12 protein-coding genes are annotated in these 13,795 nt (G+C 52.9%); 2 read left to right on the top strand and 10 right to left on the bottom strand.

Annotation, left to right across the window (positions count from 1 at the left end):
- Positions 1–63: 63 nt before the first annotated feature.
- The 4 genes from U9M73_RS21090 to U9M73_RS21075 are packed head-to-tail and all read right to left on the bottom strand — an operon-like array spanning position 64 to position 3,675.
- Positions 64–1,260 carry an ABC transporter permease gene (locus tag U9M73_RS21090; protein WP_260071313.1) on the bottom strand — a complete coding sequence of 399 codons (1,197 nt, stop codon included), beginning with the start codon at positions 1,258–1,260 and terminating at the stop codon, positions 64–66.
- Positions 1,257–1,946 carry an ABC transporter ATP-binding protein gene (locus U9M73_RS21085; RefSeq protein ID WP_009227061.1) on the bottom strand — a complete coding sequence of 230 codons (690 nt, stop codon included), beginning with the start codon at positions 1,944–1,946 and terminating at the stop codon, positions 1,257–1,259. The genes U9M73_RS21090 and U9M73_RS21085 overlap by 4 nt, the downstream gene beginning before the upstream one ends.
- Positions 1,943–3,010, bottom strand: a complete 1,068-nt coding sequence (locus U9M73_RS21080) for an efflux RND transporter periplasmic adaptor subunit (RefSeq protein ID WP_260071312.1) — start codon at positions 3,008–3,010, stop codon at positions 1,943–1,945. The genes U9M73_RS21085 and U9M73_RS21080 overlap by 4 nt, the downstream gene beginning before the upstream one ends.
- Before the next feature lie 29 nt (positions 3,011–3,039).
- Positions 3,040–3,675, bottom strand: a complete 636-nt coding sequence (locus U9M73_RS21075) for a YIP1 family protein (protein ID WP_157273559.1) — start codon at positions 3,673–3,675, stop codon at positions 3,040–3,042.
- 612 nt (positions 3,676–4,287) lie between these two features.
- On the opposite strand from U9M73_RS21075, the gene U9M73_RS21070 reads away from it, so the two are divergent.
- Positions 4,288–5,205: an IS1595 family transposase gene (locus U9M73_RS21070; protein WP_323078985.1), complete on the top strand. Its 918-nt coding sequence runs from the start codon at positions 4,288–4,290 to the stop codon at positions 5,203–5,205.
- A gap of 679 nt (positions 5,206–5,884) precedes the next feature.
- Here the strand turns inward: U9M73_RS21070 and nadE are convergent.
- The 3 genes from nadE to U9M73_RS21055 all read right to left on the bottom strand — a co-directional run bounded on the left by nadE (position 5,885) and on the right by U9M73_RS21055 (position 9,253).
- Entirely contained in the window at positions 5,885–6,694 is an 810-nt protein-coding gene (gene nadE, locus U9M73_RS21065) for an NAD(+) synthase (protein WP_009227057.1), read from the bottom strand.
- Between the two features lie 283 nt (positions 6,695–6,977).
- A complete protein-coding gene (locus U9M73_RS21060) occupies positions 6,978–7,412 on the bottom strand; it encodes a BrxA/BrxB family bacilliredoxin (protein ID WP_009227056.1) in 435 nt (144 codons plus the stop codon).
- Between the two features lie 143 nt (positions 7,413–7,555).
- Positions 7,556–9,253: a two-component system sensor histidine kinase NtrB gene (locus U9M73_RS21055; RefSeq protein WP_009224097.1), complete on the bottom strand. Its 1,698-nt coding sequence runs from the start codon at positions 9,251–9,253 to the stop codon at positions 7,556–7,558.
- 129 nt (positions 9,254–9,382) lie between these two features.
- On the opposite strand from U9M73_RS21055, the gene U9M73_RS21050 reads away from it, so the two are divergent.
- Positions 9,383–10,651 carry a BaiN/RdsA family NAD(P)/FAD-dependent oxidoreductase gene (locus U9M73_RS21050; protein WP_323078984.1) on the top strand — a complete coding sequence of 423 codons (1,269 nt, stop codon included), beginning with the start codon at positions 9,383–9,385 and terminating at the stop codon, positions 10,649–10,651.
- Between the two features lie 117 nt (positions 10,652–10,768).
- On the opposite strand, the gene U9M73_RS21045 is transcribed toward U9M73_RS21050, so the two are convergent.
- The 3 genes from U9M73_RS21045 to iolG form a co-directional block, all read right to left on the bottom strand.
- The gene (locus tag U9M73_RS21045) at positions 10,769–11,797 is read right to left on the bottom strand and encodes a LacI family DNA-binding transcriptional regulator (protein ID WP_323078982.1); all 1,029 of its coding nucleotides are present in this window, start codon (positions 11,795–11,797) and stop codon (positions 10,769–10,771) included.
- 90 nt (positions 11,798–11,887) lie between these two features.
- Entirely contained in the window at positions 11,888–12,724 is an 837-nt protein-coding gene (gene iolB / locus U9M73_RS21040) for a 5-deoxy-glucuronate isomerase (RefSeq protein WP_009224094.1), read from the bottom strand.
- Between the two features lie 4 nt (positions 12,725–12,728).
- On the bottom strand, positions 12,729–13,778 hold the full coding sequence (gene iolG, locus U9M73_RS21035) for an inositol 2-dehydrogenase (RefSeq protein ID WP_009224093.1): 1,050 nt from the start codon (positions 13,776–13,778) through the stop codon (positions 12,729–12,731).
- Positions 13,779–13,795 lie beyond the last annotated feature (17 nt).

Below are 13,795 nucleotides of genomic sequence, written 5' to 3'. Positions count from 1 at the left end.
CATAGTAACCCGCAACAAAAAGAAACAACCCGGCTCCACCCAACGGAGAACCGGGTTGTTTTGTTATTCGTAACGCAGCGATTCGATAGGGTGCAGCTTGGAGGCTTTGTTGGCTGGGTACAAGCCGAAGAAAATACCCACCGCAGCCGAAAATCCAAAGGCCAGCAAAATCGCCCAAATCGAGATGACAAACGGCCACCCCGAGATCAAAGCGAACACCCAGGCCGCCAATAACCCTAACAGGGCGCCAATCGTGCCCCCGATAAACGAGAGGATGACCGCTTCGATCATAAACTGGAGCATGATCGTCCCCGGCGTCGCGCCAATCGCTTTGCGGATCCCGATTTCCCGGGTCCGTTCCGTGACGGAGACCAGCATGATGTTCATGACCCCGATCCCCCCGACAAGCAGGGAGATGCCGGCGATAGAACCGATGATCGTTTGCAGGATGGAGAACGTGCTTTTTATCATTTGTTCCGCATCCCTTGCCGATTCCGTGACATAAGCATCCTTGCTTACGTTTTTCCGGTCCGCAAGCCAGGACTTGACCGTCTCCACCGTTTCATCCATTCTCTCCGGCGATGTGGGCAGAATCTCGAGCATACTTAAGCGATCGCTTGCCCCTTCCCCGTCCAGCATAGCCGTAATCGGTGTGTAAGCGGAGTAACGCTCTCCGCCAAAGCTGCTCATGAGGCTCTCCTGCGCCTTGTACACCCCAACAATCCGGAACATCCCTCCGGATAATTGGATTTTCCGGCCGATTGCCCCTTGCGGGGAACCAAACGCTTTATTGGCATATTTGGCCTCAACTACAAGGATTTTTTGACGCGCCCGCTCCTCTTGTGAGTTAAAAAACCTGCCCGCCACCACATCGATTTTCTGCATTTTAGGCGAATCCGAGGTCGTCCCAGTGATACTAAATTGCAGCTCTTCCTTCTTAAGCTTACCGGTCATCCCATAGGAAGACGACGACGAAACGTAACGGACCCCCGGGAGCTTACGAATCTCTGCCAATTCACGCTGCCGGAAATAGGTATTGTCCTCGGGTTCTCCGTTGTTATAGTTCGGATAGATCAGAAAATACCCATCCTCATAGTTAGAAATCTCCGACATAATCGAGCTTTGTCCAGCCTGGCCAATAGACACAACCGTGACCACCGCAGCGACGCCAAAAACGATGCCGATCATCGTCAGGAAGGAACGCAGCTTGTTCATTCGGAGATTGTCCAGGGCAACAAGGATGCTCTCCCAAATGCTCATCCGCCAACACTCCCTTTACGCTTGTCGCTTAGGATCCGTCCGTCCCCAAACGTGATGATCCGGTCGGCATGCTCGGCGATGTCCGGTTCGTGGGTAACGAGCACGATCGTCGTCCCTTCGGCGTGAATTTCTTTGAACAAATCCATGATTTCATAGGACGATTTCGTATCTAGGTTCCCGGTAGGCTCATCGGCCAGCAAGATCGGTGCGTTCATCGTCAGCGCCCGGGCGATCGCCACCCGCTGTTTCTGACCGCCGGAAAGCTCGTTTGGGCGGTGCTTAACCCGTTCAGCCAGCCCAACCCTGCGAAGCAGCTCAAGTGCCCGCTCGTTGCGCTTCTCCCGGGGGATGCCGGCGTACATCATCGGCAGCGTGACGTTTTGCAGCACGGTTTGCCGGCCCAGCAGATTAAAGCTCTGGAAAACGAACCCGATTTTCCGGTTCCGTACGCGTGCCAACTCCTCCTCGCTCAGCGACTCTACCGGAGCTCCGTCCAGCTCATAGCTGCCGGAGGTCGGGACGTCCAGGCAGCCGATAATGTTCATCAACGTTGATTTGCCCGAGCCTGATGAGCCCATGATGGCCACGAACTCGCCTTTCTCGATGTGCAGATCAATGGGGGTCAAAGCCTGTACCTCAAGGGGACCGTTTTTGTATATTTTGGTGATGCCTTTGAGTGTAATCATTTCACCTTCACCTTAGCGCCATCCTGCAGCTTGTCGCCGCCTTCCACCACGACCAGATCGCCTGCGGCCGCCCCGGAGACCAATTCAATTTGATCCTCGCCTTCCTTCCCCGTTGTAACCGGCACCTTAACGGCAACACCGTCCTGAACCTTAAAGACGTATGCCTGCTCACCGTCGTACTGAACCGCGTCGATTGGCGCAAGAAGCCGCTCCTTATCGGGAATCTCCATCTCTACCGTGACGTTATACCCCGGACGAAGCTCCGGCGATACTTGATTCAGGCTGACTTCCATTTCCACCGACGTATCCTTGGATGTTGGATCGGTCACCCCCGCCGTAGGAGCCAAATACGAGATACTGCCCTCATAACTGTCCGAAAAAGCCTCACCGGTAACCACGGCCTTCATCCCTTGCTCCGCCTTGCCTGCATCCAGCTCATTCAGGTATGCACTTACTTTAAGCCGGCTCACATCGGCAATCGTTGCGATTTCGCTGCCTTCGGCCAGCATTTGACCTGCGTTTACCGCAAGTGAGGTGACAACGCCGTCGGCTGGGGCTAGCACCTGCTGATTGGCGAGCTGCTTCTCCAGGGATTGGATCGTCAGCTGACTGGAACGAATACGCAAATCATAGGTGGTAAGGTCCAACTCCTCCGGTTCGAGGTCCGGGTTTTCGAGACGCGCTTGCTTGAAGCTTTCAAAATGCTGCTTTTTGGCCGCCAGTCGTTCCGCTTCGGTCAATTGCAGATTAATCCGTTCCTTCTCCAGTTGCTCCCGCACTTGCTCCATGCTCAGCGTAAGGAGAACCTGCCCTTTCTTGACCGTATCGCCTGACTTCACCTTTACCGCTTCCACCAATCCGCTTGCCGGAGCGTACACCGAGGTCGTCTGTCCCGGCTCCAGCTTGCCGTTCGTGTAGATTTGCTCGACGATTTTGCCCATCTCTACGGCGGTAACCTTCACTTCAGTTGCCCGATTCAACCCAATCAGGTTGGCAACGACCAACGCGATGACCGCCAAACCGACGATGGCGCCCCAAAACCATTTTTTCTTCAACAAGTCCATCACCTATCCTGTTATGTATAATTCCGGACTTAAACCAGCAACAGCGATCCCAGCGATAACACGAGCCATGCTACAATAATCCAACCTGCCACCGTTTTGTAAGGCCGTTTCATCATGACCGAAGAGCCGATAATATACAGTACGAGCCCCCAAATCGAAAATGGATTGATCAAGGATAAGAACTGGTACATTGGGCTGGACTTATCGGAGATAAAGGCCCCCAAGCTCAGCGAAACATCCGTGACGGACTGCACGTCCATCGTCATGATCATAATTCCCGTGATCAAGCTGCCTAACAGCCCCGGCAGAGCGGAATAAGCAGCGATGGAAACAAACTGCATGTATTTGCCTTCACCGCGCACGACTAAATTCAGCAGCAACAACAGCAGGCCTGTCACGAAAATCGTGATAATCGGCATCACTACGCCCATCACGTAAGCAGACGTCTTCGCTGTCGCCATAAACGTCGCCTGCATCGCGGCATCCAACTGTTGACTTTGGATCTGCCGTTGAAATTCCTTCTCCAGCACCGGCATCTGCATGTAGATCACGACAACGGAGACAAGGATCATCACCGCAAGCGCAAAGAGCCAAGCGGTCTTACTCTCCCGCACCCGCCTAAACGTTTCCACCGGAGCTGTAAAAATCGTAAATACGTTTTTCATAGAAACTCCCTCCTCCTCCTCAAATCTCCCAACATCATTCCATTTCATATAAAATGTAAGACTAGAATTATGTTATATATACGAACAAAGTCGCAAAGAGATTCAAGTTAGGCCCAATTTACAACTCATGCTAGAGCTCGTGAACACCACATCCATAGGAAGCTCGCTAGGTTTCCCTGCCATTATACCCTCCTGTCCCATTTCCGCCACAGACTAGGATCACTGCTGGACCTAAGCCCAAGCTCACTCAAATTGTAAAAGATCGGCGTCCCTTTACGTCCCCTGGCGTCCCTTGGCTTCCCCTGCCCCTTGGGCCCTTCTCGCGCGCCACTCTTTTCGCCATTATCCCTTTTGTTCAGAACGGGGGATCGGGGAAGGAGATCTTCTTGCTGCTCCACTTTGCACAATTATCCCTTTTGCTCAGAATTGAGAGATCCATGGACGGGAGTGAAATGAGGTCCCCGGGGAGCTGATCTTTCCTTTTCCGTAAAGATAAGAATGACTTTCTGGGATTTTTTTCTTGTAAATAGAACGTATGTTTGGTATAATGAAAAAAAGAGAACGTACATTCGTGTTTATTGAGTTAGAGGATTTGAATTGGAGGAATCGGACATGGAGTTAGGTATGAATACGGAGCTGCTTCAACCTGTCAGCAGCCGTTTTCAAAGTGAGGCGGACTGCATTGAGGCGATCATCACTATGAAGTGGCCAAACGGATTTGTTTGCCCGCGTTGTGCTTATACGGAGTGCACCCGCCTGTCCTCCCGACGCCTTCCTTTGTTTGAGTGCGGACGATGCGGCTATCAGGCATCGCCTTTGGTCGGCACGATTTTTGAAAGAACCCATCTGCCCCTTGTGAAGTGGTTTCGAGCCCTCGAATTGTTCCTGCTTCCCGACGGCATCTCGGCGCTGCGGTTGAGTCAGGTCATTGAAGTTACCTACAAGACCGCTTGGCTCATGCTGCACAAAATCCGTCATACCCTCGGCGAATGCGATGCCCGGGAACTGCTCTCTGGAGACGTGAAAGTAAACTGCGATCAGTATGCGTATGATTCGTCGCGTTATCATCCGGCTGCTCAGCCATATGCCACCGCGGTTGTAGCCGGCTGCACGGTCACGGAATATGGCGAGCCGGAGCGGGTGAAGATCCAGCTGATATCGCATAAAAGAGGACAACGTGCCGACCGGCATGATCTCGCCGCGTTCATCCATGATCATATCGATGTCCATACCTCCACCGTTCAGTCGTTCCATTTGGCTTATCGGCTGTATTTGCCTTTGCGGAAAGAAGTAAGAGCGGCGTGGAACTCGCTTAAGCGCACGTATATTGCCTTGGGGCTAACACATTTGCAGGCGTATTTGAATGAATACACCGTCCGCCGCCATCTGCGCATGTCCCCTTCCGAGGAAGAAATGCGTCATAATATGCTTCAGATGTGCGTGTCCATTCCAGCGATCCCTTACCGCCAATTAATCGCAAGTCATCAGAACGCACACCATAAGAAGCCGTTCTTTGCAGCAGCCGCGTAAATCGAAGTGTTAATCGAGCCGCTAATCAAGCTACTAATCGAGATACTAAGAGGCTACTAAGAGGCAATGATAGAAGTGCTAATCGGAATGCTGAAAAACACAAATTAGGAGCCTCCCACCTGACTTTCGTAGCTCAGCTGATCGACCATTCACATGATATCCATACTAATGCGCATTGTGGGGATGTATCCGTACAAGGCGGTGTTGACGTAGTTTATCCATATAATACGTGTTGACGTAGTTTTTATCCGTATAAGGCAATTTGCAATAAGGCTTATTTGCGATAAGGCGTGTTTGCGAAATATGTCCGTACCGGGGTTTTGTCGCAAATTATATCCTGCCCCTCGAAGTTCTCGCAGCATCTTTTTTGCTATTGGACGTGTTCCCTTCCTTCTTATTTCCCACGAGCTGATTCAACGGGATAATCATCAAAAAGGGGGCGGCAGAGAGACGATGAACGATGAACGATGAACACTGTTCCCCCTGTCGCATATAACCGTACTTATCGTTTTTCTTGCAACATCTTACTTCTACCGTGCATATTTGCTTCTTTCTCTCACTCACTGCCTGATGCAACGGGATAATCATAGAAAGAGAGCGGAAAAAGTACTATGTTACCCTAGAAAAAAGCGGGCTCCGGGCAGCTTGCCCGGGCCCGCGTCTATCATCTATGTGTTAATTAAATGCCCGGGATTGGGCTGCGCTTGTGCTCGGTTTTGCGGTAGAAGGCCTCCAGGCGCTCTTGGACGGCCGGATCGATCTGCTTGCCTTCCAGATAATCGCTGTTATCTTCGTAGCTGATTCCGAGCTCCTTCTCATCTGTTTGCCCTTCCCACAGGCCGGCGGTTGGCGCCTTGTCGATCACGCTTTGCGGCACGCCGAGGCGGACGGCAAGCTGGCGAACCTGGCGTTTGTTCAGCGAGCTGAGCGGCGTAACGTCAACGGCTCCATCGCCCCATTTGGTGTAAAAGCCGGTAATCGCCTCGGACGCATGGTCGGTGCCCACAACGAGCAGGTTCAGCTCAAAAGCCAGCGCATATTGCATGACCATCCGCGTCCGCGCTTTCACGTTACCTTTGCCTTGCGGGCTGAGGTGACGGGATTGCCCGATATTTTTCAAGCCGTGCTCGACTTCGAGGGCAATTTCGTCTACGGCTTCCTCAATATTCGTCTCTACCGTATGCTTAAGTCCAAACGCCTTGGCCACCTCGTAGCTGTGCTCGATGTCCTCCTGCTTCCCGTATGGCTGGAACACGCCCAACGTCATGTACGGTTGGCCGGTTTCCTGCGTCAGCTCGTCCGTCGCCCGTTTACACAAGCCGGTGGTTACTGCGCTGTCAATCCCGCCGCTGATCGCGATTAATAGGCCGGTCGTGCGCGCCGCTTTGACCTGCTCCTTCAAAAAGTCGACCCGCCGGCGAATTTCCTCATCCACGTCAATGACGGGTTTAACCCCAAACCGCTTAATGATTTCCTGCTGCAAACTCATCTAAATCCCTCCACATCCAATATATAACACCTTATGTAAGTAGTATGCCCTAAATCGAAAAACGCCCCGAACCATCCAGACAGGCTGGATGGCGGGGCGAAAGCAACTGTCAGATCAGCGGCCATTCGTCGGCTGCAGATTGCGTCGCTGGATCAGCTTAAGGATCGTCTGTCGCCAGGTCGGCAGGCAGATTAGATGCTGCTTCATCCGCTGGCGGAACGGCTGGCTGCTACAAGGTCAGCTGGCTGATCCGCTGCTGCTATCGATCGGAGATCGCTACAGCTTACCGGCAGAAGCGGTCAAACGCGCTGGTCAGATCAGCGGCGATTTCTTCAGCCGAACGGTCTTCAATTTGGTGGCGTTCGATGAAATGGACGAGCTCGCCGTCCTTCATCAATGCGATCGAAGGCGAAGAAGGCGGATACGGTGCGAAGTATTCGCGTGCTTTCGCCGTTGCTTCTTTATCTTGACCCGCAAACACGGTAAACAGGTGGTCCGGTGTCACGTCATGCTGCAACGCCTTCGCTACGCCCGGGCGGCATTGTCCCGCTGCGCATCCGCAGACGGAATTGACAACGACCAGCGCAGTCCCTTTCGCGTTTGGCAGCTTCTCTTCTACTTCCTCCGGCGTACGCAGCTCTTGAATCCCCAGCACGGTTAATTCGTCTCTCATCGGTTGTACCATGTCTCTCATATATTGGTCAAATGACATCGACATTACCCATCACTCCTTATGCATAATCACATGGCTCTATTTTGAGCTCTCGCAATCGCCTCGCTCTTAGCCAGATTAATTTAATTATACATTCATAGGGAAGGAAAGCAACTCTGCCTATCGACGTCAAATGGCCCAACCCCGGCTTAGGAGAGTGGAAAAAGAACGGTAAAAGTTGTGCCTTGACCCTCTGTCGAATCGACGGTAATTTTGCCACCGTGGCGTTCGACGATGCTAAGGCATAACGCCAGCCCCAGCCCTGTTCCCTTCGCTTTTGTCGTGAAAAATGGCTCGAACAGCTTCTCCCGTTGCCCGGAAGGAATCCCGGGTCCTGTATCGCTGACCACCAGCAGTCCACCCTGATCGGTCACTCTGGTCTCAAGCGTAAGCTGCCCTTTCTCAGCCATCGCCTCCATCGCATTACGCGACAGATTTAAGATCAGCTGTTTAATCTCCTTGGCATTCAGCAACAATTCCGGCATGGAATCATCCAGCTTGACCTCGATCGTTTGGCCGCGAAGGTTCGCATCTGCCCAAAGCAACGGCGTCAGCTCCTTGATGATGTCGTGGAGATGGCATTTCTCACTTTCAACTGGACGATTCTGCGCCAGAGAAAGAAAGTCATTGATGATGCCATTGGCCCGATCGAGCTCCTCCATCACGATCCGGTAATAATGATCAAGCGTTGGCGGGCTCTTCTCCCGCATGAGCTGCAGAAAGCCCCGCACCACCGCCATCGGATTGCGGATTTCGTGCGTGATCCCGGCAGCCATCTGACCCACCAGACTAAGCCGCTCCACATGGTTCAGCTCCATCCGCAGCGTTTCCAGTTCGGTGATATCCTGAACGATAGCTACCGCACCGATCACTTCGTTGGATTTGCTTTTTTGAATCGGAGACGTACTGGTAAAATAAATATGATTATCCGCTTTGATTAAGTCGGTCACTTTCGTTTGCCCTTCGAGCGACTGCTCGACTCGGGAGGCGATGGACTCAATCGGCACGCCGCTGAGCACATCGCTCAACCGGCGCAGCAGCAGATCCTCGCGTCGCGATTCGTTCGGCTCTTTTTGGTACGTCCGATAGAGTTGGAGAAACGTTTCATTTATCGATATAATATAACCTTGTTGATCCAGCAGTACGATACCTAGCGGAGCGGCGTCCATCATTTGCTGAAGCTTCTCCGCTTCGCGGAAGTATTCGCGCGACAGCTGCATCACTTGGCCGCGCAGCTTCTCCTTCTCCAAGGTGCTTTCGATCATGTAAACGAACAAGCTGCCGACCAGCATCGTCACTAACACATTAATGAATCCATTCGTTATAGCGTTGAGGTCTGAATGGAATGATAGGCTTCCGGTCAAAAATGGAGACATACCTATCATCGTCTCCCCGCCCATAAAGTAGAGAGAGAGGATGGCTACTTTGCCCTGGCGACCGGTTCTTTTGAAATAGCGGGAAGTGAGCAGAACAAAAGGATACAGGAGAATTCCCGTCTCCATGATAAACCCGATAAGGGTGTAATTTACTGCAAACAGAGGATGAAGGATGATCTGCAGCAGAGCCAAAGTAACCCCGTCCCGGAGCCGACCATACAGCATGAGAGCAAACAGGGGCAATATCCCGAAATTTAAAGGGGAAACTTCCCATAACCGCGAGGCAAAAATATCGCAAAGCAACATGCTGGTGAAGCAGGTATACATTAAGCCTACGGCATAGGGATGTCCCTCGGCGCTACGGTTGTTGTGAGGCCAGCAGCAATTTGTTTTCTCAAACGTCAACGGAAACAGAAAAGCAGGCAAACTGGCGATCAGCACTTGAAGCAGGATCTCTTTAACAACATCCACGTTCTCCCTCCTCTGGCGGAAGAATACAAAAATACGACTCTAGTTTCGATTAAATCATAGCCGACAAAGTTTTACAATAATTCATGGTTTATAAAATAGTAAGAATAGTACAAATAGAGAGGATATTACATGAAAAAAGCAGATGTCATCGTCATCGGCGGCGGCCCCTCCGGGCTGATGGCCGCCATTGCGTCAAGTGAGCAGGGTTCTAAAGTTCTTTTATTGGACAAGGGAGACAAGTTAGGACGTAAATTGGGCATCTCCGGCGGCGGAAGATGTAATGTCACCAATGCCAAGGAGCTGGACGAGCTCATCCAGTTTATCCCCGGAAACGGCCGTTTCCTCTACAGCGCTTTAACCACGTTCGGCAATAAGGATATTATCGCTTTCTTTGAAGGACTCGGGATTAGGCTCAAAGAAGAAGACAACGGGAGGATGTTCCCTGTCTCCGATAAAGCCAAGACCGTGGTAGATGCGCTGATCAACAAAGTACGCTCCCAAGGTGTTCAAATCCGGGTAAATAGCCCCGTAGCGGAAGTTCTTTACGACAATGGTCGAACCGTCGGCGTCAAGCTGAAAACCGGAGAAGTGCTGGAGAGCCATGCGGTGATTGTCGCTGTTGGAGGGAAATCCGTCCCGCAAACCGGGTCGACCGGTGACGGATATGCCTGGGCAGAGAAAGCCGGCCACACGATTACTGAACTTTTTCCAACAGAAGTTCCGCTCACTTCGAATGAACCTTTTATTCAAAGCAAGGAGCTGCAAGGGCTGTCCTTAAGAAACGTATCCCTTTCCGTATGGAATCCTAAGGGGAAGAAGCTGATCGAGCATCATGGCGATATGCTGTTTACGCACTTCGGGATTTCAGGACCAATTGCTTTACGGTGCAGTCAGTTCGTTGTCAAAGCTCTAAAGCAGTTCGGCACGGGGAATATTGAAGTTTCCGTTGACTTTACTCCCGATAAAAGCAAGGATGAAGTCTACAACGAAACGCTGAAGCTTGCTGAACAAGATCCCAAAAAATCAATTAAAAACGTATTAAGAGCGTATTTGCCTGAGAAAATCATCCCAATCCTGCTGCAAAAAGCCGAATTAGATCCTCACCTGACTTACGCTCACATTCCGAAGCAAAAGTGGCTGCAATTCGCCCAGTTGGTTAAGCGTTTCCCGATTCGGGTCTACGGTACGTTATCGATTGAAGAAGCTTTTGTAACGGGCGGCGGCGTGAATATAAAGGAAATCGATCCTAAAACAATGCAATCGAAGCTGATGCCAGGACTTTATTTCTGCGGCGAAATTCTGGACGTACACGGCTATACCGGCGGATACAACATTACTGCTGCTTTCGCCACGGGGTATACCGCCGGCCGCAACGCAGCGCTGAGTATAGGGCGTTAACCGACCGGAACAACGAAAAAGGGACGCTGCGGGGTTTATCCCGCCTGCGTCCCGTTTGCCATCATTTAGACAGTTGTTCATCTAATCTTTCTGCCAGTTCGATGCGGCGAGCCGGCCTCAACGGCCGGCAGCTTCGTGTTGTACAGGTCCCGTGGATTCCCGGACGATCAGCTTGGGTTCCATAACGATTCGTTGTTTGATGTCGTCGCTCCCTTCGTCCGGCGAAGAGAGAAGCAAGCCAAAGGCCAGCTTCGCCATTTCGTCCGTTGGCTGGGCAATCGTGGTCAGCGTCGGGTTCGTGACTGTTGACAAAATCGTGTTGTCGAAGCCGATGATCGACAGCTGCTCCGGGACGCGGACGCCGCATTCCCTAGCCGCCTGCAACGCGCCGATCGCCAGCATATCGTTGCAGCAGAAGATGGCTGTCGGCGGATTGGGCCCGCGAAGCAGCATCGTCGTCGCCCGCTTGCCGTCCTTGATCGTGGATTGGCAGGCAACAATCCGCTCGTCGTCCAGCGTCTTGCCGGCCTCGAACAGCGCAAATCGGAACCCTCTCACGCGCTCCTTACTGCTGCTGAACTTAGCGTTCTCCAACAAGATCGCAACGTTCTCGTGCCCGAGCTGTAGAAGATGACCCGCCGCCAGCGAACCGCCTTTAAAGTCGTCCGTCAATACACGATGCACAGTGATATCCGGCGTCTCCCGGGCGATCATCACGATCGGAACGGAATTTTCGGACAGTTGCGCAATAATGTTGGCATTTTCAGCGCCGGTGCCGATCAGCAGGCCATCCACGCTTTTTTGTTCCAGAAGCTTGATGTATTTCTCGATGCGTTCGTCGTTATTATCCGTGCTGCATACAATGACGCTGTACCCTTCCTCATGGGCCATATCTTCCACAGCCCGGGCGATTTCGGAGAAGAACGGGTTCGACACATCGGGAATCAGCAGTCCCAGCGTATACGTCTTCTTCCCCATCAAAGCGGATGCGATGACGCTTGGCTTGTATTGAAGTCGGTCCATCACCTTAAAGATTTCTTCCCGCTTCTTCTTGCCCACGTTGCCTTTGCCGTTAATGACGTTGGAGACGGTCGCAATCGACACGCCCGCTTCCTTGGCAACGTCGTAAATCGTAGTCCCTTTCATAAACAACCTCATTCATTATCGGATAGTAGTCCGAGCGTTACCGCTCTCTATTGTGCTATTATCCGATGATTCATTTGCCTTTGCAAATGTTCAATCGGGTTGAGTCTTGCGCATGCCTGCCGGTTCGAGCGTCCATGCGTGGTCCGGGTCGTTGCGGATCTTCCAGGTGCGGACGGGACCGGCCATGACGTTGAGATAATAGACGTCGTAACCCGGAGGCGCAGACACCGGATGATAGCCCTTTGGCACGAGCACCGTCTCCCCATCCTTTATCGCCAGCGTTGAATCAAGCGAGCCGTCGTCCGTATACACGCGCTGAACGGCAAAACCTTGCGGCGGGTTCACCCGGTAATAATATGTCTCCTCCAGAAACGCTTCATCGGGCAGGGCATCCTGATCATGCTTGTGCGGGGGATAGCTGGACCAATGCCCCGGAGGCGTAAACACCTCGACAACGAGCAAGCTGTCCGCAGGCTTCTGTTCCGGTAAAATATGGTGAATATATCGCTGCGTCACCCCTTCTCCCCGGACTTCGCTGTCCATATCCTCTGGCCCGATCAGGCGAGCCGGATGGCCGCCATTCCGATCCGGCGCATGGCAGACCGCCAGCTCCAACTCGGTCACCGCTTCAATTTCGTACCGATTGCCGCCCGGCACATAGACCGCATACGGGGGAATGCGTTCAAATACGCTCATCCGCTCGCCAACCGCCTCCCACCGGGTCTCTGCCGTTGATACGTGGGCCTTCCCTTCCAAAATCACCAGGCAGTATTCCCGATCCTCTGTACTCCGTTCGATTTTCTCCCCAGGCTTCAGCCGGTACACGTCAAAGCCTACATAGCTCCAACCGGCGGATTCCGGCGTCACCGACAGCAGCGGGAGCTCGCCCGACGCTCCCTTGTCAGGACGAACGATTAGATTTGGCATTTTCTCATCTCCCTTCGCGTTCAGCATGGATCGATCCGGCCACATCCAGCTCTGACAGCTTGACGATCCGCCGTTCCTGAAGCGACAGCTTCGCTGCCCGAGCGATCCGCTCCGCCTGCAAGCCGTCCTCACCGTCAACCGGAACCGGTGTGCCGCTTAACACGCAGTCAATAAATTGCTGCGTCTCCAGGATGTACGCCTCGTTATAGCGCTCGAGGAAGAAGTATAACGGCTTATCGCTCTGCACGCCTGACGACGTGCTAAGCTCCACCGTGTTGGCGTAGTCGTTGTCGGCGTATGCCGCGCCAAGCGAGCCAAACGCTTCCGCACGCTGGTCATAACCGTACGCCGCTTGACGGCTGCAATCGATCACGCCCAACGCGCCGTTAGCAAAGCGCAGCGTCACGATCGCCGTATCCACATCGTCGTATTTCGCAAAAGCGGGATCGATCAGCACCCCGCCGTGCGCGGACACTTCCACCACCTCGCTGCCGGACAAATAGCGCGCCATGTCGAAGTCATGGATCATCATGTCCATGAAGATGCCGCCGGATACCGCGATGTAGGCTTCCGGAGGTGGACTCGGATCGCGGGACGTAATTTTAATAAGATGTACGTCACCGATTGCCCCCGACTCGACATGCTCGCGGACGCGGCGGAAATTGTGATCGAACCGGCGGTTGAAGCCCACCTGCAGCTTCACGCCGGCACGGCGCACCTCCTCCAGCGCCTCCTCCGTCTGACGGATATCCATGCTGATTGGCTTTTCACAAAAAATATGCTTACCGTTTCTCGCAGCGCTCTTGATGAGCGGAACATGGCTGTCTGTGGACGAGCAGATGAATACCGCATCGATGTCGGGATGATGAATCATCGCGTCGCTGTCGTTCGTGACGAGCGGAATCTCCCTCTCCCGTGCCCACTTCTCCAATTCGGCGTCCGCATACAAGTCGCTGATCGCGATGACCTCTGCTTGCGGCAGTCTTTTGAGATTACCCACGTGAATTTTGCCGATTCTCCCGGCGCCGATGACGCCGATTCTTAATTTATCCATGTCGTTCCTCCCACTTA

The sequence above is a fragment of the Paenibacillus phoenicis genome (assembly GCF_034718895.1).
GTDB classification, from domain to species: Bacteria; Bacillota; Bacilli; order Paenibacillales; family Paenibacillaceae; genus Fontibacillus; species Fontibacillus phoenicis.
Note: the sequence above shows the minus strand (reverse complement) of the source record. Positions and strands in the feature narration are given on the sequence as shown.